Genomic DNA, 19,206 nt, shown 5'->3' on the forward strand with positions numbered 1-19,206 from the left:
AGTTTTTTTATTCTGCATTTTGAATCCTATAAATGCAAGCTTTTGAAATGGCGGTGCTGTCGATAAGATAAGCGCGGGAATCACGAATCCAGCGGTCATATACATCGGTTCCTTTTAACTTTCCGAGTGATCTCTCATACAATAGACTACAAAGATATCTTGCAGTGATGATCATTAGATTTTCCGCAACTTTTTCACGAACATCTTCTTCGGGTATATTTCGAAAACCCACCACAGCTTCTTCAAATATATTGGATTGCTCTTGTAAAAAAACCGATGGAGATTCGATTTCTTTTCTGATCCTATCTATATATTTTCTAAAATTTCCATCCGAAGTCATTCCCGAGGCAATGGCTCCCGAAGCAATTCTCACATGGATCTGGCTTGTTCCTTCGTAGATGGTATTGATCCTGGAATCCCTGAACATTCTCGCGACATCGTAATCTTCCGTATAACCTGCACCACCGTGAATTTGAATCGCAAGATATGCACATCGATGTGCTTCTTCGGAACAATGGTATTTTACAATCGGAGTGAGAATCGAAGCGAGATTCCCCCAGGTCTTGACTCTTTCGTCCTTTCGAATTTCTCTATCTTCTTTGTTTGATTTCTCCAATCGAATTTGGTGGTGCTGGTACATATCCACTACGTATGCAGTTTCAAATGTAAGAAGTCTCATCGCGTTCACTTCTCTTTGAATCTTATGAATCATTTCTGCGACTGCAGGGATTTCAGAAATCGGTTTCCCAAATTGAATTCTTTCATTCGCATATTTTTTGCATTCATAGAATCCACCGGCCCCGCCACCAGGTCCACCGGCGGCACTTCCCAACCGCATGAAATTTGTCATCCCGGTTGTATATTTTGTGAGACCGAGTCCTTCTTCTCCGAGAATTTCTCCGAAAGTATTTTCATAAACAATCTCGCAAGTAGGAGAAGCATGGATCCCCATCTTTGTTTCGATTCCTGCAACGGATATATCCGAACTTTTTACCAAAAACACGGAAAGACCGCGGGCTCCGTTTTGTTTTCCGGTTCGGGCAAGAGTGAGTAAGCTGGATGGATAAGGCCCAAGCCCGCATCCTTGTGAGATAAAACGTTTTGTTCCGTTGATACGATAAGTTCCATCTTCCATTTTTGTTGCGGTTGTGCGGACATTGTTCAGATCCGATCCGAAATCCGGTTCGGTAAGTGCCATTGCAAAAAGAGACTCACCTAATGCTGCTTTTGCGGCAAATCCTTCAATCTGTTCCTTTGTTCCGAATCGGGAGACGATCTGTGCAAGATTCAAAAGCGTAATAGTCATACAAAAGGAAACATCCCCTCTTGCCATGATCATTACAAAGAATGCACCTACCGTTGCCGGAAATCCCAGTCCACCGGCTTCTCTAGAAATGGAATAAGGCATAAGACCCGTATCCCGAAATTTTTCATATATTGAAATTGTTTCTTTGGGAAAAATCACGGTTCCATTTTCATAACGTAAATGATTTCGATCCATGGCTTGCGAAACCTGAGAAACTTCTTTTCCAAAAAATTCACCCAGAGATTCGAGACTCGATCTGTATAGTTCGATGGCTTCCTTTACATTGGAAGGTGCCATTTCAAATCGAGGATTGCCGGTTTGTTTATAAATCTCGTGGTCCGCAAAATCTTTTCCTTCCGTTGATTCTATAATGGAAGGCCAATCGATCAAATGTTCAAAGAATACTTTTAAGTCTTCATCATCGGAAAAATAATTATTCGAAATCATAATTATTTTTCCCCGCTATCTCTTACGGTTTCTTTTTGAAGATATCGCCTAGTTTTCCCAGATCTTCAGGTTTGATTTTGGTATCGGCAGCCTTTTTATTTTCTTCCTGTATCTCTTTATAAACTTCCGCTCTATGTACGGATACGTTCTTAGGAGCTTTTACCCCGATTTTTACCTGATCACCCTTGATGTCTACAATGACGATTTCGATATCGTCACCAATCATTATGGATTGATTGCTTCTCCTAGCAAGAACTAACACGCATTATACCTTTTCGGAAGCCGGCTCTTCCATTGACTCTACGATACTTTTCCGAATCGGATGATTTTCATCCCTGGAAATAAACTGTTTTCCTTTACCTGCATTCCCATTGATGATAACAGGACCTTGTAAATTGGCTGTCATTCCTCTCGGGTTATCATGAGGAATCGTAACAATTAGAAAAACAATTCCGTCTCTCCAATTGGAGAGGTCGATATCTTTCAGCTCTTCTTCCGAAATAACCGGTTTATAATCATTTAGAAAAAGTTCCGGCTGGATCATAATGAAGGCAAGACCGGATTCATTTGTCGATTGCAACCATTTGAATGGACTTTCCGCGTTCTCTTCGATTAACGCATATTCGGTGTATTGTTCGAATCCGAGAAGTCCGCCCGGAAATCTCAGGATTTGTTTTTGTTCCACTTGAATGGTTCCAAAAGGTTTTGTGTGAATTGTTACTGACATTTAAACTAAAATCCTAACGAAGAAAATCCATAAGAGAAGGTTTGATGATTCTGGAACCCACATTGAGTGCGTATCCGTGGATGGTTTCGAGCCATTTCATATTCATGATGGTCTCCGGAAAATCAATCCCTTCGTTTTTAGCAAGAAGTTCCGTCATGTACATTTTATCGTAAGATACACGATCTTCATGTTCTTCCATACGATTCATTCTGGCACCGACTGTTGCACGATGACGCAGGATATTTTCCAAGGCAAGATCCAGATCTCCCAGATCCCTTCCCCCGATTCTCTCCTGATCTTTTTGAATCAAATCGTTACGAAGTTGGATAAGTACATCGAATACGGAAAGCCCAGTTACCGTTGCCGACTTAGAATAGTTATTCGGTGGTTCGCTGGCGGATGGTTCGATGAGACCGATGTCTTTCAACACGGTTCCGCCTGCTACATCTTCCATCCAAATCTGATGAGGTGCTGTCGATGAAATGGAAATATTATCTTGAGCAAGTTTACTTGCCTTTACTTCCAAGGGAGAGTTATTGATCTTATCAATGATGTCATCAATCGTATCTCCTACGGAGATATGAACTTCCACTCCGTCGATTTTGAAAATTTGATCGGAAGTCGCCTGATAGGAAGAGTTGTCCACACGACTGGTAACACTTACGTTGGTTCCCCAAAATACTTTGTTGCCGGGAATCGTAACAGGAATGTATTCCCCTTTTTCGATCTCACGTAGTTGTTCTCCGATATCTCCCCGATATTCCACACCTACATATTGGTTTTTGAGTTCCAATCCCTGAAGGCCTTTGATCTTGGATTCAATCGGTTCGAAAGGAGGACGTTCCGTAACAAATCCGCCAAACAAAGGTTGGCCGGTGGCGTCTCTTGCATTGGCAAGATCAACAATGGCTCTCAAATGTTGGTCAATCTCCTTACCGATTGCCACTTCCAATTCGAAACCTTTGTCCCCTTGGTAGATACCATTTCCCGCCTGAACGGTAAGAACTCTGACTCTTTGGAAGATTTCTCCCATCTTGTCCAGAACTCCGTCTACCTGTTGCAATCTTTGGTATCCGTCTCCGATGTTTTCTTCGAATTGGGAAAGTTCGTTCAACCGGGAACGAAAAAACATCTGATTGGTTGCAGCACCCGGATCATCGGAAGGTTTACGGATTTTCAAACCTGTGCCCAATTGGTTTTGGGTTTCATCCATAGCCACCTGGTGACGATTCAAGTTTCGCACCAGAGAGTTATTTTGCATCATATTGGTGATACGTATCATACTATACACCTAACCTATTGATAATGGTGTCCAACATTTCATTGAGTGTGGAAATCATACGTGCGGATGCATTATATGATTGTTGGAACTGAACCATATTCGCCATCTCTTCGTCCAAATTCACACCCATCACTGATTGGCGCATATTTTCCAATTCTACCATCAACTCACTTTGAGTGGTATATTCCTGTTTTGCTTCGCGTGCCTCTGTTCCCAATTTGGAAATCAACGAGTTGTAAAAATCATCCGTGGTTTTCGAATAATCGAACATCACAGGTTTTTCCCGAAGGGCCGCCGCAATGAGAAGCGCATTCGTTCCGTCTTTGTGACCGTGAGGAGAATTGTAATCTCCCGTACCACCCACATCTTTACCTCTCGCCGCTGCAATGTTAGCCGGGTTGTTTTTCACATCCGCAGACATATGAAAAAAAGCGGAAGGATGAAACATGGGAGTGAGAGTCACATCTTGTGAATTTGCTTGGAATTTATTGATTTCGCCGAGTTTGCGATAATCAAAAGATCCTGCCGATCCGGTCGCGGAAAGAATCCCCGTCAAACCTACTAACAGTTCCCCCGAGTCTTCCAAGTGACGGATCATGAAATTTTCTTTTTTGTCATGAGCCTGAGTCGTCGATTTCAACGCCAATTGGTTGTCATGCGACATGTAAGCGACCACACCTGTTTCGGAGCGGTTGATTCTTTTGATGACTGCATTCAATGTATCGTCTTTGGAATAAGGAACCAGAACTTCCTCTTCCCCCAGAGCGGTCGCTTTCAAAAAACGCATGGTTCCGCTGATCCCGATCGGACGATCCGGGTCGATGGAAGTTCTACCGGTAACGCGGAAGATTGCTGTTTTGTCGTTCAGACCATCCCCGTCCGTGTCAATTTCTCCAAACGTATTCGTAGCAAGGCTCTTTTCTTCAAAGAAACTTAGGTTCGTTTTTCCGTTCAAACCGAATCCGTCTTTATGGATCTCGTTGATGACGTCCATCGCATTGATGGCAAGTGCGTCTACGGAATTGATCTTTTCTACAAGGATATTGTCTCTGATTTCGTAAAGTGCCTGAATACTTCCTTTGCGAAGCAACACTTCCTTACCGGTCTCAGACCATTTCATATCCAACAAACCGTCGTTCGCCGGATTACCTACAAGGTCGATTTTGTGGACCTTTTGCCCTTGCACGAGAATCTGTTGGCCGATGAAAACCATAAGCTCGTCTTCATCGCTTCTTCCGATAGTGATATCCACCATCCCTGCAAGTTCTTGCAAAAGTTCGTCTCTTCTATCTAGTAAATCGTTCGGATTGTCACCTAATGCTTGTGATTTCCCAATCTTTTCATTCAAAGATTTGATATTTTCAGCAACTGTATTGAGATGATGTACTTTCGATTCCACTTCCCGGTTGGCTTGTTCTCTGAGCTGGGATAGTTTGCGGAATACGTCTTCCATTCTGCTTCCCAGACCTTCCGCCTTTTCCTGAACGACAGCTCTATGGGCCGTCTCTTCCGGATAGCTGGAAAGGTCTTCCCAAGCGGACCAAAAATTGTCCATCAAAGCACGAAGTGTAGTGCCGGATGGTTCGTTGAAAACAGTTTCTACCTGGTAAAGATAATCGTTCTTTTTGCCCCAATAGTCTTTAGTAGAAGAAGATTCAACGATACGATCATCTATGAAATTGTCCCGAACCCTTTCGATCTCAGCAACTTTTACACCCTGCCCGATCTGTCCCGCCACCTCGGCACGATTGAGTGCCGGCTCGTAGATCGGGTCCATGCTATTCATCACTACTCTTTGTCTAGCATAATGTTTGTTATCTGCGTTGGATATGTTATGACCGGTAGTTTGGAGTGCTTGCTGGTGGGCAGACAATCCCCGTTTTCCGATTTCGATTCCTTGAAATGTGGATCCCATAGTTTAAACTCCTAGGCAGTCGCGTTCAAAATGACCGCGCTCTGTTGGCCCTGCCCTCGCCGAATCGGTTGTTTACTCGATGTATAAACTTTTTCCCTTTCGTGTTCATGAAGGGTATCGATTGTTTTTTGTAGGAAATCCTTACGGGTACGAAGCAATTTATCGTTCACTATAATCGCTTCTTTCAATTCTTGCACTACGCTCTTCAACTCTTGTGCAAAACCCTTCAGTTTATAATTGGAATCCCTATCCATTTGATTTAAAAAATTGGTTAATGTGATTTCTTTGTTTTCGAATTTTTCTTTTTCGTAAACTTCCTGGATCGTTTTCATACGAATTCGTTCCAATTCCGATGCCTCTACCATTACGTGGTAGCTCTCTTTGACACAAGATTCGAGAGCTCTGCCATCGGCGCTATGGATCGCCTGTCTTTTTTTGCCTTCCCAATCCAGAAGCCGTTTGTAACAGTCTATTTCATTAGTAAACAGACTTCTAAGCGATTCTACCCAATCCAACATGCGTTCCCTCAATTGAAGGATCGACGGAATTGAAAATGGGCTTAGGAAAATTTATAAAAATTTACTATTTCCGTCACTATGTCACAAAAATCGCCATGTACCAAGGTATGTATGATGGATCCGGATACGGATCTATGTGCGGGATGTTTTCGTACATTGGAGGAAATCGGGCTTTGGTCTCAGTATTCCGATGAAGAGAAGGCGATCGTTTGGGAGAAATTGGAAAAAAGGAAGGAGAATGCTGGAGGCTGATAAGAAAACCCTGGCGGGAAAGCCAGAGCTACAGTTATAGATAGAACCCGGATTATTTGGTTCCTTTGTCGATTTTGTTTCTATGGTCTTCGCATAAACGGTACAGTTGACCGGTTGATGCATTTTTTTTAGTAACTTTCTTTCCGCATACAATGCAGAGACCTTGCGTTCTTCTTCTTTTGTAAAGCAGTTGAACTCTCTCTGCTCCGGACAGATTGAATTTACTAATTTGTAGACGAACACCTTTAATCAAATAACTTCCGATGGATGACTCTTCGCCTTTTTTCAAGTCGGAGAAAATTTTCGATAGTTCGTCGGATTTGATTGATTTTGGTTTCATTGGCACCTCTAATTCACAAGCTTTTTTTCAGCGTCTTTCTGTGTTATATTTTAAAATATTAATGCATATTAGGTATGGCCCTCTAACGCGCAACATAATTTTTGATTCCGCTTAACTTTTATCAGATTACGAAAAAACAAGAAAATTCAATATGATGAACTCTGTTCAAATATTAGTTTAAATCCCGAAATAGTGTGCAAATTTTTATTGGCATATGTTTTATTTAGGGTATTCTATAGTTCTGTCAAAAGGATATAGATTATGAGCACCACAGATGTTAATACTAAAAAGTACAAAAACCTAACTGAGTTCTTTCCCTTCTATTTAACCGAACATAGCAATGCAGTGAATCGAGCCTTACATTTTATCGGATCGTCGCTTGCCCTTGGGTTTATCTTTGCCTTTATCTCTTCAGGCAATTGGATCGCTTTGGGTCTGGCGTTGTTTTCCGGATACCTATTTGCATGGATTGGCCATTTCTTTATCGAAAAAAACCGCCCGGCCACATTCAAATACCCTTTCCTTTCTTTTATTTCCGATTGGATGATGTATGGACGCATGTTAGTGGGCAAAATTCCGAAGTAATACCCAGAGGATATGAATCTGAAAGTTTACACTACTCCCATTTGTTTGTTTTTAACGTTTATTTATTTTTTAGGATGCACTCCTTCCGGCGCGAGTAAAGAAAAAATAATAACAATACATGCGAACAAACAAATAGGAGTGGAAGAAGCCACGGCACAACTGATCCCTCTTATTTTTGAATATGAGTTGAAAGAATGGAAAATTACTACCGATCCTGTGTCGAAAAATCAAATTCTTGAGATAAGTTATGGCGGTTCCTCCGCTTTGACATTTTCTTCTCAAAAAGAGTACAGAACTAACACAACTATGCTCCATGCTTTGTATTCCGCAAAAAGCCTATTTGCTTTTTCCCCCTACTCTATTTCCGATATTCGCTTAAGTCTTGTTAAACCTCTGTATGTAAAAGACGAAGCTCATCCGGATGTAGGAATACAGGAGTTCGAGATCTTCCGAACTTCCATGGATATGGCAAAGGCAAAAGAAGTTTTAAAAAAACATTCCCGGACAGATCCGTTCTCAACGGAAAAATCGGAAGAAAAAGACAGAAAAACCTTTTTAGAAGATTTGGTCCGAACTTGGAAACTGGAATTGGATGAATTGAATAAGATTACCGTGGAATGATCCACTTTTCCGAAGGAACGATCGCTTTTTGCAATCTATCCAGATAGGAGTTTTTGGGAATCTCATACGCACCCAACGTCCATGTAACATGATTTAGTTGCTGGGTATCAAAAAGACTGAATTCGCTTGTTTTCAGCTTTTCGAACAAATGATAAAGTGCGACTTTTCCCGCATCCGACTGAAAAGCAAACATGGACTCTCCGGCAAAAAACCTACCGATCGCCACTCCATACACTCCGCCGACCAGTTCATTTTTCTCATTCCACGCCTCTACACTGTGGGCCCAGCCCAAACGGTGCAATTGGCAGTATCCTTTATAAAATCCTCTGGTGATCCAGGTATTGTCCTTTTCCCGGTAAGCGCAACCCTGCATAACCGCTTCAAAGGCCTCGTTGAAACTGATCCGATAGATTCCTTGCCTGATCTTTCTCTGAACCGTCTTGGAAAAATGGGTGTTGTTTAAATCGAAGATCGCTCTCGGATCCAGGCAGTACCAACGAATCGGATCTTCCGACCAGGGAAAAATTCCATGGGTATACGCATATAACAACCGTTCAACGCTAAAATCTCCACCGACAGCGATCAGATCTTCTTTCGCTTCCCTCGGGTTTTTAAAGAACTGTTCAAAATTTCTTTGCGTCAATCTACGAGAATTTCCTTCGGATAATCATAAACAATTTTCACTTTCAGACTTTTTCCATTTTCATCATTGATATTGGAAATACCTTCATACTGAAGGATACGTTTTGTCTTGTAATCATATACAAGTAAAATGGGTTTAATCAGTCTCTTCAGAATAAAATTATCAATTTCCAATTTTACGTAAATCGCCTTTCTTCCGTTTCGATCCTCATCTTTGATTTTTTCTACTGCAAATAAATAATCATCCAATTGAACCGGAACCAGAAATCGAAAACTCATTCTCTCTCCTCGAGTTAGTTTATCCCAATACTCGCGGACAAAATGATCAAAGCCTCCGTCCATCACGGCAGGATAAGCAGGAAGGTATGTTTTTTCTTCCAAAGAATCTTCTTTTTTTCTTTTATAATAAAGACGAACCTGTTTGCCTTTTACATCTGCACCTTCCAGATATCCGTCTCTATAATCTTCCGTACTAAACGTAGGCACCAACGGATTTTGATCGTAGTGAATGTATTTTTTTGCGAAGGGATTTCCGGCGGCATCTTTGTATATAACTTCAGACCGTTGGTGTTTTCCGCCTGTAAAAAACTCCGAGTGATTGTCTGAGTAAACGTATTTGCCCGAATTCAAATCATAAGCTTTTCCAAAATATTGAAATGTGGGTTTTTCCGACCAAATAGGGAAAAACGATGGAAAAATTAAGAAAGATAGTATGATTTTACGAAACATATTGTTTAGACATGAAAAAATACAGACTGACCGACCAACGAACTGTTTTAGGGATACTTTCAAAATTAGCATCCACCACATTGACTGATCCGGCTTCCCAAAAAAAATACCAAGTAGTAAATCCGATCACTGTAAATGATATTTTAAAATCAGTTCATTTTACATTGGTCTCAGGCGAACCACTTACCGACAAACCGTCCTCTCTTGTATGTGTTTTGAAAGAAAACAGAGTGGAACTCAAAGTCAAATTGGCAAATCCCTATCTGGAAGATCTTTTCCAAGTGACAGAGGCTCTGATTGAACCTTTGGAACGTTCTTCCAAACGAGCGACGATCGATTCCATCACAGCCCATAAGATTCAGATGGCACCTACTGCCGACATAGGCACTATCATTTCTCTTTACGGAAAAACATCTCTGATCAATCAAATACTCAATCAATGGCAAATTCACTTGGAGCAGTCACTAACTAACTACGGTTACTTTATCAAAAGAGTAAACATAGGATTTTTTTATGCGGCGGACACTCCTTTGATGGAAGCGCTTGCCACATCCAAAGCACCTTATTATCTGAGAGACTCAAATCGCAAAATCTTCTATACGGAAAATGCATTTTTTTCCCCTAAAAAACTAAACGATCAGTATGTTAAATCCATTTTGGACAACCATCTGTTGAACAATATCAAATCGGCACTAATCGTTCCTTTTTTTTCTACAAGCAAAATACTGTTAGGTTATTTTGAAGTCTTAAGCAATTTACCGGATCTCGGAAATGCGGCACTGCAAGATGCCATCACAGGTCCCCAAGGTATTGGACCGCTTCTGGAGTTTCTGGATGCACGTGCGGAAGAATTCGTATTTCAAATGGAATTTGCCTATGCGAAAGATTGGGTTCAGATTGCGGATCAGGGTTTGATCCGGGACATCAGCCAAGACGGGGCAGGCATCGGAATCTACATCAAAGATAAAGAATCGATCGCAACAAAAACAGCAGGTTCTCCCGTTTCCTTTCAAATTGAAATCAATTCCCTTCCTTATACATTTTACGGAAGTTTAAGAAGTATCAAACTGGCAAATACCGAGTCCGAAAATCACAGCATAGGAGTTCAAATTTTTCAATGTGACAGACAGGAAGGTATGTCACTTTTGGCAAGTTACGCATCTACTCTGATTGACAAGGAGGTAACATGACACCGGAACAATACGAATCGATTTTACGAAGTCTGACGGATATCAAAACGGCACTCGGGGAAGAACGTTCCTCATATAAATTCATTCTCTATATGGTTCCCAATATCGGGATCATTTTCGGAACCACACTTTTGTTCTTTCTCTTCAAATGGTGGCATAACCAGAAAATGGCACTGATCCAAACAGGCCAATTCAAGCCCTGGTCCTTTGATCTAAGGGCCTATTCCTTTTTCCTGGGTCTTTTGTTGACATTCACGGGATTTGCACTATCATTTGTATTTATACTCGTCTTGGGAAGATCCATGGCGATGATGGGAGGGTTAATACCATTCGCAATTGGGTTAGGTCTATTGACCTTCTACAAACTAAGCAAATAACCGCCGCCCCGGAAAGGGCCTGCAACCAGGAAGATTGGGATTCCATCCAAGCAATCCTAGGCGGAAATGTTTCTCAGTTTGAACGTTTGATGAAACGTTACCAAGGTATGGTATTTTCACAAGCTTCGAAAGCTTTCTCTACGCAAGAGGAAGCGGAAGACTTCACTCAGGAAGTTTTTCTAAAAGCTTACGAAGCACTCAGTACGTTCCGGGGGGAAGCACAGTTTTCCACTTGGCTCTTTCAAATCGCCCGCAACGAAATCTCACGCCATTTTAAAAAGAAAAAACCGATCGTTCATACATTGGATGAATCCCACGAATCCCATCCGAGCACTGTGAGTCAGTCTTCCTTTGCGGAAGATTTGGCAAAAGAAGAAGAGGGAAATTTACTCAGACAGTTGATCTCCCGTTTGCCACTTGTTTACCAAAGACCCATCATATTGCATTATTTTGAAAATAGATCTTTGAAAGAAATCTCTCTGGATATGGACATCAAAATCAATACCATCAAAAGCCATATCTCACGGGGAAAGGACCTGATTCGGAAATGGTGGCAACATGAATAGACGTGCTCATGAAAATCCTGAAGTATTTTTTCTTTCTCCCGATCCTCTATTAAAGAACCAGCCAGGATCACCTAATCTTCGTTTCAGGGTGCTGTCCGAAATTTTACCTTTGAATTTTTTAATCTCAGGGATTTTGTTTTCATTTACTTTGTTTCTCATACCTTTGGGCACTTTGTACTTCGGCAAACAACTATTTGGTTCCGTTTATTCTTTGATGCCCATCCTGATCAGCTCCAGTTTGTTTTTTTGTTTTTACTGTTTGGTATTGGGATTTTTGATTATGAACACGCGAATTCCTTTCTTAAAAGAATGGAAAGAAAAACTTGGTTTTCATGAAGTCTGATTTCCGATTTAGTTCCTTAGTTTTAATCTTCCTTTTTTGTTCCTCCATTTCCCTTCTTGCGGAAGAAAAATCTTCGACCGCAGTTCTCCCCACAGCCAAAGAATTTTTGGAAATGGATCTGGAAAAAACCTTTCCGATTTTGGAAAAATTAAGCAAAGAAGAGACCAAAGAACTCATCACTCAAATCCGAAGCGAAGCTAAGGAAAAATACCCAAAGATCGATCATTTTTACTTTCTCATCTCTCACTTGGAAGAAATGCAAGCCATCGAGAAAGAACAAGCGCGTTTGAAAAACCTACTTTGGGTCTACGGCCTGGGACTTTTTCTATTTTTAGGTTTTTTAAGTTTTCTTTTGATTCGCCAAAGAAAAGCGATTCAAGACATAAACGAACTTTCCTAGTTCCCCGTTTTCTCTTTCTATAATTTGCAAGCATGTAACCGTTTTGTAATTAAATTGTAATGTTTTATCGTTATTGTAATCTTAATTCATGAAAATCTTGGTTGTTGATGACGAAGAAGACATAGCAGGACTGATTCAGTTCCATTTAGAGGAAGAAGGATTCCAGGTGGAAGTATGCCATAACGGGATGGAAGTTCTTCCCCGTTTGGAAAAAAATCTACCGGACGGGATCATTCTGGACTTGATGCTTCCCGGCATCGGTGGAATGGATCTTTGCAAACGGATCAAAGAAAAATACCCTCAGATCCCTATCATTATGGTAACTGCAAAAACCGGCGAAACCGATGTGGTTCTCGGTTTGGAACTTGGTGCCGACGATTATATCCGAAAACCATTTAACATTCGTGAGTTGATCGCAAGAGTCAGAACCGTAACCAGAAGACAGGCGGACGGTGCCGCAACGGAAAATGTAGGAACAGTTTCCACCGGAAAAATTCAAATCAATCCCACCGCGCATAAAGTATATGTAGATGGAAAAGAAATCGATCTTACCTTAATCGAATTTAAAATTTTACAACTTTTTGCTTCTAACACGGGAGTAGCTTTTTCACGGGACAAATTATTGGATCGGATTTGGGGAAAGGATGTATTTGTCACTGACAGAACTGTTGATGTAAATATCAAAAGACTCCGAGATAAATTGCTGAGTGAAAAAGAAAGACTGGAAACCATCCGTGGAGTCGGATATCGTTTCCGGGATGCGTAGTTTTTTCTCCACACTACTTCTACTCAACTGGGGCCTGCTTCTCGTTTTACTCTTATTAGCTGCGGGAGTGATCTTCGTTGAAGATCTGATTCGCCCCGAATTCCGACCTCTCATCTTTTTTCTCTACGTACTCATCGCTATCTTCGGAACATTTTATACTTCCATCACCATCGCACGCAAAGTGACCGATCCTCTTTCTCTTGTGGAAAGAAAAACCAAAGAGATCAACGCGGGAGACTTCGGTGTCGAACTTTCCTATCCGGAAATTCGCGAGCTAGCCAATCTCACCATCTCTATCAATGAAATGGCAAGACGATTGAAAAACCAATTTTTGGATCTTACCGTTGAAAAGGAAAAATTCAATTCACTTTTGCAAAACCTGAAAGAAGGGGTCTTTGCCATCGACGGAAATAGAAAATTTTTATTTTTAAACCGTAACATTCCTTCCTCCATCATTTCTGAAAATTCGCAATTCAAAGACATCCAAAACTCGGTGAAAAACAGGGAGCTATTGCAATTCATCGAAACCAAAATCAAAAAAGGTTTGGAAGGAAGATCCGAGTTCCAGGAAGGCAATCATTATTATAATGTTCGAATTTATCCCATCAAATCCAACGAAATCATTTATTTGTACATCGGGGTCATCTTAGACATTACGGAAGACAGACAAAACCAACTCATCAGAGAACAATTTTTTCAGAATGCATCCCATGAATTGAAAACTCCCATAACATCTATCAAAGGTTATGCGGAAACTCTCGAATACAGATTGAATCTTCCCGAAAATTCAAATGAAAAAAAATTCTTAGATGCTATCTTGAGAAATACAGACAGGATGGTTCGGATCGTAGAAGATATGTTAACGATTTCCCGTTTGGAAAACCACAAAACCATTTTGCAAAGCCAATCTTTTCCCATAGCGGATCTGATCCAAAGTGTAGCGGATTCGGTAGGTGTGATTTTTTCCAAAAAAAATCAAAACCTGGTTTTTGATGTGGCTCCTTCCCTTTTGGTTCACGCCGATATGGTCCTGATGGAACATGTACTAGTAAATTTAATTACAAATGCTTCCGCTTATTCTCCGGAAGGTTCCATTGTTATGGTAAAAGCGGAAGAGACTTTCGATCGGTATCGCATCCAAGTCATCGACCAAGGCATCGGAATTTCAACAGCGGATTCGGAACGGATCTTCGAAAGGTTCTTTCGGGTGGATATGAATCGTTCCAGAAAAGAAGGCGGAACAGGTCTCGGATTATCCATAGTAAAACACATTGCAAGGCTACATTCCGGGGAAGTATTCGTCTCCCCAAACCCGAAAGGAGGGTCTATTTTTACATTTGAGTTTCCCAAAAAATAAGGTCTAGTAAGAGTAAGATCTGTCAAGATCTTGGTACTTTTGGAAACTTTTATGCGATACCCACTTGGATTTTTTTCTTTCGGCCGAAACATCGGAATCAAAGACAATACTTTGGATTTTTCAGTCATCTATTCGGAGAATGTTTGTCAGGCGGCAGCCGTATTCACCAGAAATAATTATCCCGGCGCTCCCATCATCGTAGGACGCGATCATATTCAAGACGGACTCTTGCAAGCCATCGTCATCAATTCCAAAAACTCGAATGTAGCAACCGGAGAACAGGGAGTTCGGAATTCTTATCAAATCTGCGAAGAAGTTGCAAAATCACTTTCTATCAAAACGACGGATGTTCTACCTTCCTCCACCGGAGTGATCGGAGTTCCTCTTCCGATGGAAAAAATTCTATCCGCATGTAAAGACGCCAAACAATACTTAAAGCCCGGAAACTTGGAAGAAGTAGCGGAAGCCATTATGACTACCGATACCCGCAAAAAAATCGCCTATCGGGAAATCACAAAGGATAGGGAAACGGGCGTGATCTTCGGCATGGCCAAAGGTGCGGGAATGATCGAGCCGAATATGGCGACGATGTTATCTTATATCTTATCCGATTATTTGCCTGAGTCGGGCGATTTGAAAGGGCTTTTGCGGAAAGCGGTGGATCGTTCTTACAATTGTATCACCATCGATTCCGATACGTCCACAAGTGACACTGTGGTACTTATGTGTTCCGGTATTTTGGGAACATTGCCCGATGAAGTATTTTACAGACATTTGGAATCAATTGCGATCGAACTTTCCAAAAAGATCGCTCGTGACGGAGAAGGTGCCACTAAACTTTTGGAGCTCACCGTTAAAGGAGCGAGAGACGATAGCCAAGCTACGAAAATCGGAAAATCCATTCTCAATTCTCCCCTGATCAAAACTGCAATTTACGGAGGAGATCCGAACTGGGGAAGATTTGTCATGGCAGTCGGCAAAGTTTTCGACGAGCCGATTCCTTATGACAAACTTTTCATCTATTTGGGTGGGATTCCTGTGAAAGCTGCAGATACGATCACCAAACAAAAGATTGCCGAATATCTAAAAAAAGAAGAAGAGATCGTCATTACAGTCGAACTCGGTTCCGGAAATACCGAAAAAACTTTCTGGAGTTGTGATCTGACGGAAGGGTATATCAAAGAGAACGCATACTATACAACATGAACCTGCTTCGTTTCAAATTATTATTAAAGAACTTTTTACCTTCGAGTTATCAGCTCAAGGTATCTTTAACGACAATATTGATACGTACGACTTATATCGGCATAGTGTTTACGACATACTATTTCGTATTAAAACACATCCCGCGTAACATGGCTTATCATTTGGAACTGGCACTCGTGCTCGTCGCGGCAACATCCATTGTCGTCTTTTTGCCTTTGATGGAAAGATTTGCAAAAAAGCTAAGAACTCAATTTTTATCCGAGTATCTTACCGAAGATGCGGAATCATTCCGTCAAGCGATCAAACAATTCAACTACGATGCATTAGTCAAACACGTGTTTCCCGATATGGTGAAAATCACCGCAAGTCATTCGGGAACGATGGCACTTCTCTCTCCCAACGGAACTTTCGAATTTCATACTTATTTTCGAGGAAGACAAAAAAAATTAAGCCCCACGAAGGAAATCAGCGTAAAACTCAACTTTCAGGATTTTCTAAAAAGCAAAAAGAACGGGGCCTCCGTTACAGATGCCATTTATTTGCCGGAAATCAATAATGACTTTATGGAATTGCATGCGAATTATATTTATCCGTTTCTGTTCAGAGAAAAATTATTCGGCTTTTTAGCAGTTTCCAATATTCCCAATCCGGAAGCGGTTCATACACTTTCGCTTCTTGCGGGACAATCGGCACTGACCATTCATAATAATATTTTATCTTTTCATATTTCCGAAAACAAAAAGTATAGAAAGGAAGCGGAATATGCGGAAAGAGTTCAAAACCTACTGGAGACGGGAACCATTCCCGAACTGCCTGGTTGGATGATCAAAGCTTATCCTCGTAGTCATGGAAACTTGGTTGAATTTTTTCAAGTCGAAGACGGTTCCTGGTTCTTCGTTGTTTTAAACGCGGGAAGAACCTACCAACATATCGGAATCATATTGTCTTATATCTTAGGCGTAGTCTACACTCAATCCCAATTAAGAGTTCTGAAAGGATTTACGGATATCAAAACATTGATCCAAACCACCTTTCAGAAGTTAGACTGGAAAGACAGATACGAACTTATAATCGGGAAAATGGGTTATAGCGAATTGTATGTGATCCAGGAAGGTCTGCAGTTTCATATAACAAGAGAAAGTCATAATGAGGAAGTGGTGGCAAGTATCGGTTGGAAAAACATGATCAGCATGGAAAAAGGTCCGATCCTGATTCTGCATGCAGGCAAACCGATTCTCAAGTTTACGTTTCAAGACGGTGCATTCGGATGAGAGAATTTGCGATTACCATTTTTTCCTCGTTATTATTTTTTTTATTATTATTTTTTTCTTTTGTCGGGATTCAACAATCCACGCTCAGACTTCCTTTCTTTTATTATTCTTCGGGACTAATTGCCAATATAGGACCGCAGAGTCACGAACACTGGGGGAAAAAAGCGAATTTAGAAGATCTTACCCAATTCGAAAAAAAGGAATTTTTAAGAACGGATGAAAAATACCCGGTTCGCATCCTACAAGAAGACGGGGATTACAAAACATTTTATTTCGAACTGATTGAGTTCAACAAATTGGATATACTTTCCATTTTCTTTTTTGATTTGTTTTTGGCTTTTTTCAGCCTTATCACTTCCGTTTATTTCTATTATTCCACAAGGGACGGGTTGATCTTCGCTTTCTTTTTCAATCTGGGCGTCATTCTACTTTCCAATATATTTTTACTAGCTTACAACAATTCCGTATTTCTATTTTTCTTTTCATTGTACATCGGAGCGTTTTTACACTACCACCTAATCTATCGTTTGCGAGGGAAGGAAATCAATTCCAAATGGTTGTTACCTCAGATCCTGATTGCGTTTATCGTCGCAGTAGTCGCAAATCAGGAAACGCAAGATCTGGGACTCTTGGAAAAGATATCTACCATAGGACACGGACTAAATCTCGTTTTTGGAATCGTCAATTTGATTTTAATCATTTCCGATCTGATCAAAATCAAACCGCAGGATGAAGCACTATGGAAACGGATTTCACTTTTTATTTCCATCGCACTCTTTATAAGCGTACCCGTAAGTTTGATTTTTTTCAACGGTCATCCTTGGTTTTTTATTCATAGATCCTTTTTCTTTCTTACTTATATACTTTTTATCATTACTTTTTTTTACGGAACTTATCGTTATACTTTTGTTCCTTCCTTTGTTATCTTTACTCCAACCATCATCACTCTTTTGTTGGTTTCCATCTCAATCGGGTCGTATGTGGTTCTGATATTGATTTTGGATTATATTCTTCCTGTTCCCTATTTGAAAGAAAGATGGTTTTTCAATTTAATCTTTTTATTCATACTGACTTCTTATCTCATCCCAGTAAAACTCAAAGCCAAACAATGGATTGATTATTGGTTTTTTGAAAAAAATAAAGTTTTAAGGGAAGGAATCGATTCGATTACAAATCTGATTTCCTCCCCTATGTCCATGAGAAAGACGATTTTATCCATCAATCGAACCGTGATGGATACTTTGAATGTGAACAATATCATCATCCTGATTCCTGGGGATCAATTTGCAAGAACGGATCTTCGCAATGTAAACTTCATTCGAATCCCTTCTCAATCCGAAATATGGAATTATTTTTTAAACAACGATCGTGTAACAGTGACTTCTCATTTGGAATACGGAATCGGTCTCCGGGAAACTCTATATAATTTTTTAAAAGGAATGGGAACACAACTTGCCTTTCCCGTTTACGATTTGTCTGCGAGTAAAAAGTCAGTCAGAGCGATGATTTTATTGGGCGAAAAATCGGATAAAAGATATTTCTCCATAGGTGAATTGAAATTTATCAACGAGATCGTTAAGATCACTTCCATGCTTTTGGAAAATTACAGCTTACTGGAAGCTGAAATTCAAAAAAGAAAAATCGTCCGGGACATTCAAACTGCATCCATCGTAGACAATACATTACGTTTGATTTTACCAAGCGATATCAAATGGATCGAATTCGGATTTTTTTCAAAACCTGCCGTAGGAATTTCCGGAGACTATCTGGACCTCATTCCTGTATCTTCCAGTAAAATGATCATTCTGTTAGGTGATGTTGCCGGGCACGGACTGGGGACCGGATTTTTAGTGAGTGCCATCAAAGGAATCGTGAGAGAACAACTTCGCAACGGAACATCTCTGGAAGGATTGTTTCGGGAAATCAATTCCTTCTTTCGTGCGCGTTACAAAGGAAATGAGTTTATGACTTTGCTCGGCGGCGTTTTGGATTCCAAAGAAAAAACATTCAAATTTATCAATGCGGGACATTTGGCGCTTTTGGAAATGGATTCCAACGGATCGGTGATTGCCCATTCGAAAACGCAAAGAGTACTCGGTATTCTGGAAACGGATTACCAAGCACAAGAATTGAAATTGAAGCCGGATACTAAGTTATTTCTATTTTCCGACGGAATCACGGAAACTTTCGGTGAAAAGGATGAACTCTTCGGCGAAGAAGGATTGATCGAATTTTTGCACTTCAATGACCATAAAACCGTCAAAGAACTGCCTCCTTTGCTGGAATCCAAAATCAATCAATTCCGAGGATCGAAAGAACAAGCGGACGATCTTACATTTATTGCTCTCACCTTTGCCAAAGACTAG

General features: G+C 40.7%; 22 protein-coding genes. 13 read left to right on the forward strand and 9 right to left on the reverse strand.

Translation table 11 applies throughout. The features are described 5' to 3' along the window. Positions 1 to 7: 7 nt before the first annotated feature. Genes DI077_RS16975 through DI077_RS17000 form a run of 6 tightly spaced genes read right to left on the reverse strand, consistent with a single transcriptional unit; the run spans position 8 to position 6,195 of the window. On the reverse strand, positions 8 to 1,753 hold the full coding sequence (locus tag DI077_RS16975; protein ID WP_109021466.1) for an acyl-CoA dehydrogenase family protein: 1,746 nt from the start codon (positions 1,751 to 1,753) through the stop codon (positions 8 to 10). A 22-nt stretch (positions 1,754 to 1,775) separates the two neighbouring features. Then, entirely contained in the window at positions 1,776 to 2,015 is a 240-nt protein-coding gene (csrA, locus tag DI077_RS16980; protein WP_109021467.1) for a carbon storage regulator CsrA, read from the reverse strand. A 3-nt stretch (positions 2,016 to 2,018) separates the two neighbouring features. Then, positions 2,019 to 2,480 (reverse strand): flagellar assembly protein FliW, encoded by a 462-nt coding sequence (fliW, locus tag DI077_RS16985; RefSeq protein WP_109021468.1) that lies wholly within the window; start codon positions 2,478 to 2,480, stop codon positions 2,019 to 2,021. A gap of 13 nt (positions 2,481 to 2,493) precedes the next feature. Continuing rightward, positions 2,494 to 3,759: a flagellar hook-associated protein 3 gene (locus tag DI077_RS16990; RefSeq protein ID WP_242935451.1), complete on the reverse strand. Its 1,266-nt coding sequence runs from the start codon at positions 3,757 to 3,759 to the stop codon at positions 2,494 to 2,496. Between the two features lie 4 nt (positions 3,760 to 3,763). After that, the gene (gene flgK / locus DI077_RS16995; RefSeq protein ID WP_109021469.1) at positions 3,764 to 5,677 is read right to left on the reverse strand and encodes a flagellar hook-associated protein FlgK; all 1,914 of its coding nucleotides are present in this window, start codon (positions 5,675 to 5,677) and stop codon (positions 3,764 to 3,766) included. A gap of 11 nt (positions 5,678 to 5,688) precedes the next feature. Next, positions 5,689 to 6,195 (reverse strand): flagellar protein FlgN, encoded by a 507-nt coding sequence (locus tag DI077_RS17000; protein ID WP_109021470.1) that lies wholly within the window; start codon positions 6,193 to 6,195, stop codon positions 5,689 to 5,691. A gap of 78 nt (positions 6,196 to 6,273) precedes the next feature. Between DI077_RS17000 and DI077_RS17005 the strand changes: the two genes are divergently transcribed. Continuing rightward, entirely contained in the window at positions 6,274 to 6,447 is a 174-nt protein-coding gene (locus DI077_RS17005) for a DUF1289 domain-containing protein (RefSeq protein WP_109021471.1), read from the forward strand. Positions 6,448 to 6,499: 52 nt separating this feature from the next. Here the strand turns inward: DI077_RS17005 and DI077_RS17010 are convergent, their stop codons facing one another. Continuing rightward, positions 6,500 to 6,787 (reverse strand): LIC10235 family protein, encoded by a 288-nt coding sequence (locus DI077_RS17010; protein ID WP_109021472.1) that lies wholly within the window; start codon positions 6,785 to 6,787, stop codon positions 6,500 to 6,502. A 261-nt stretch (positions 6,788 to 7,048) separates the two neighbouring features. On the opposite strand from DI077_RS17010, the gene DI077_RS17015 reads away from it, so the two are divergent. Then, positions 7,049 to 7,372 (forward strand): Mpo1-like protein, encoded by a 324-nt coding sequence (locus tag DI077_RS17015; protein ID WP_109021473.1) that lies wholly within the window; start codon positions 7,049 to 7,051, stop codon positions 7,370 to 7,372. A gap of 12 nt (positions 7,373 to 7,384) precedes the next feature. Further along, the gene (locus tag DI077_RS17020; protein WP_109021474.1) at positions 7,385 to 7,993 is read left to right on the forward strand and encodes a hypothetical protein; all 609 of its coding nucleotides are present in this window, start codon (positions 7,385 to 7,387) and stop codon (positions 7,991 to 7,993) included. On the opposite strand, the gene aat is transcribed toward DI077_RS17020, so the two are convergent. Beyond that, on the reverse strand, positions 7,980 to 8,636 hold the full coding sequence (gene aat, locus DI077_RS17025; RefSeq protein ID WP_109021475.1) for a leucyl/phenylalanyl-tRNA--protein transferase: 657 nt from the start codon (positions 8,634 to 8,636) through the stop codon (positions 7,980 to 7,982). The genes DI077_RS17020 and aat overlap by 14 nt on opposite strands. Continuing rightward, positions 8,633 to 9,364, reverse strand: coding sequence for a hypothetical protein (locus DI077_RS17030; RefSeq protein ID WP_109021476.1), 732 nt, complete (start codon positions 9,362 to 9,364; stop codon positions 8,633 to 8,635). The genes aat and DI077_RS17030 overlap by 4 nt, the downstream gene beginning before the upstream one ends. Positions 9,365 to 9,375: 11 nt before the next feature. On the opposite strand from DI077_RS17030, the gene DI077_RS17035 reads away from it, so the two are divergent. From DI077_RS17035 to DI077_RS17080, 10 genes are all read left to right on the forward strand, one after another. Further along, positions 9,376 to 10,554 (forward strand): hypothetical protein, encoded by a 1,179-nt coding sequence (locus DI077_RS17035; protein WP_109021477.1) that lies wholly within the window; start codon positions 9,376 to 9,378, stop codon positions 10,552 to 10,554. Next, positions 10,551 to 10,931, forward strand: a complete 381-nt coding sequence (locus tag DI077_RS17040; protein WP_109021478.1) for a DUF6249 domain-containing protein — start codon at positions 10,551 to 10,553, stop codon at positions 10,929 to 10,931. The genes DI077_RS17035 and DI077_RS17040 overlap by 4 nt, the downstream gene beginning before the upstream one ends. 89 nt (positions 10,932 to 11,020) lie before the next feature. Continuing rightward, a complete protein-coding gene (locus DI077_RS17045; protein WP_109021479.1) occupies positions 11,021 to 11,497 on the forward strand; it encodes an RNA polymerase sigma factor in 477 nt (158 codons plus the stop codon). After that, positions 11,490 to 11,840 carry a hypothetical protein gene (locus tag DI077_RS17050; RefSeq protein WP_109021480.1) on the forward strand — a complete coding sequence of 117 codons (351 nt, stop codon included), beginning with the start codon at positions 11,490 to 11,492 and terminating at the stop codon, positions 11,838 to 11,840. Before DI077_RS17045 ends, DI077_RS17050 begins: the two co-directional genes overlap by 8 nt. Further along, a complete protein-coding gene (locus DI077_RS17055) occupies positions 11,830 to 12,240 on the forward strand; it encodes a hypothetical protein (RefSeq protein WP_109021481.1) in 411 nt (136 codons plus the stop codon). The genes DI077_RS17050 and DI077_RS17055 overlap by 11 nt, the downstream gene beginning before the upstream one ends. Positions 12,241 to 12,328: 88 nt before the next feature. Continuing rightward, complete coding sequence (locus DI077_RS17060; protein ID WP_109021482.1) at positions 12,329 to 13,006, forward strand: response regulator; 678 nt, start codon at positions 12,329 to 12,331, stop codon at positions 13,004 to 13,006. Then, entirely contained in the window at positions 12,999 to 14,363 is a 1,365-nt protein-coding gene (locus tag DI077_RS17065; RefSeq protein ID WP_109021483.1) for a HAMP domain-containing sensor histidine kinase, read from the forward strand. Before DI077_RS17060 ends, DI077_RS17065 begins: the two co-directional genes overlap by 8 nt. 51 nt (positions 14,364 to 14,414) lie before the next feature. Next, entirely contained in the window at positions 14,415 to 15,569 is a 1,155-nt protein-coding gene (argJ, locus tag DI077_RS17070) for a bifunctional glutamate N-acetyltransferase/amino-acid acetyltransferase ArgJ (RefSeq protein ID WP_109021484.1), read from the forward strand. Positions 15,570 to 15,673: 104 nt separating this feature from the next. After that, complete coding sequence (locus DI077_RS17075; protein ID WP_242935259.1) at positions 15,674 to 16,840, forward strand: hypothetical protein; 1,167 nt, start codon at positions 15,674 to 15,676, stop codon at positions 16,838 to 16,840. Beyond that, complete coding sequence (locus DI077_RS17080; RefSeq protein WP_109021486.1) at positions 16,837 to 19,206, forward strand: PP2C family protein-serine/threonine phosphatase; 2,370 nt, start codon at positions 16,837 to 16,839, stop codon at positions 19,204 to 19,206. The genes DI077_RS17075 and DI077_RS17080 overlap by 4 nt, the downstream gene beginning before the upstream one ends.

The sequence above is a fragment of the Leptospira kobayashii genome, from assembly GCF_003114835.2.
Taxonomy (GTDB): domain Bacteria; phylum Spirochaetota; class Leptospiria; order Leptospirales; family Leptospiraceae; genus Leptospira_A; species Leptospira_A kobayashii.

Bases quoted from the DNA above. Each gene is read 5' to 3' on its own strand.
- DI077_RS16975 (WP_109021466.1), bottom strand. From the start codon at position 1,753: ATGATTTCGAATAATTATTTTTCCGATGATGAAGACTTAAAAGTATTC.
- fliW (WP_109021468.1), bottom strand. From the start codon at position 2,480: ATGTCAGTAACAATTCACACAAAACCTTTTGGAACCATTCAAGTGGAA.
- flgK (WP_109021469.1), bottom strand. From the start codon at position 5,677: ATGGGATCCACATTTCAAGGAATCGAAATCGGAAAACGGGGATTGTCT.
- DI077_RS17000 (WP_109021470.1), bottom strand. From the start codon at position 6,195: ATGTTGGATTGGGTAGAATCGCTTAGAAGTCTGTTTACTAATGAAATA.
- DI077_RS17005 (WP_109021471.1), top strand. From the start codon at position 6,274: ATGTCACAAAAATCGCCATGTACCAAGGTATGTATGATGGATCCGGAT.
- DI077_RS17010 (WP_109021472.1), bottom strand. From the start codon at position 6,787: ATGAAACCAAAATCAATCAAATCCGACGAACTATCGAAAATTTTCTCC.
- DI077_RS17015 (WP_109021473.1), top strand. From the start codon at position 7,049: ATGAGCACCACAGATGTTAATACTAAAAAGTACAAAAACCTAACTGAG.
- DI077_RS17020 (WP_109021474.1), top strand. From the start codon at position 7,385: ATGAATCTGAAAGTTTACACTACTCCCATTTGTTTGTTTTTAACGTTT.
- DI077_RS17030 (WP_109021476.1), bottom strand. From the start codon at position 9,364: ATGTTTCGTAAAATCATACTATCTTTCTTAATTTTTCCATCGTTTTTC.
- DI077_RS17035 (WP_109021477.1), top strand. From the start codon at position 9,376: ATGAAAAAATACAGACTGACCGACCAACGAACTGTTTTAGGGATACTT.
- DI077_RS17040 (WP_109021478.1), top strand. From the start codon at position 10,551: ATGACACCGGAACAATACGAATCGATTTTACGAAGTCTGACGGATATC.
- DI077_RS17045 (WP_109021479.1), top strand. From the start codon at position 11,021: ATGAAACGTTACCAAGGTATGGTATTTTCACAAGCTTCGAAAGCTTTC.
- DI077_RS17050 (WP_109021480.1), top strand. From the start codon at position 11,490: ATGAATAGACGTGCTCATGAAAATCCTGAAGTATTTTTTCTTTCTCCC.
- DI077_RS17055 (WP_109021481.1), top strand. From the start codon at position 11,830: ATGAAGTCTGATTTCCGATTTAGTTCCTTAGTTTTAATCTTCCTTTTT.
- DI077_RS17060 (WP_109021482.1), top strand. From the start codon at position 12,329: ATGAAAATCTTGGTTGTTGATGACGAAGAAGACATAGCAGGACTGATT.
- DI077_RS17065 (WP_109021483.1), top strand. From the start codon at position 12,999: ATGCGTAGTTTTTTCTCCACACTACTTCTACTCAACTGGGGCCTGCTT.
- argJ (WP_109021484.1), top strand. From the start codon at position 14,415: ATGCGATACCCACTTGGATTTTTTTCTTTCGGCCGAAACATCGGAATC.
- DI077_RS17080 (WP_109021486.1), top strand. From the start codon at position 16,837: ATGAGAGAATTTGCGATTACCATTTTTTCCTCGTTATTATTTTTTTTA.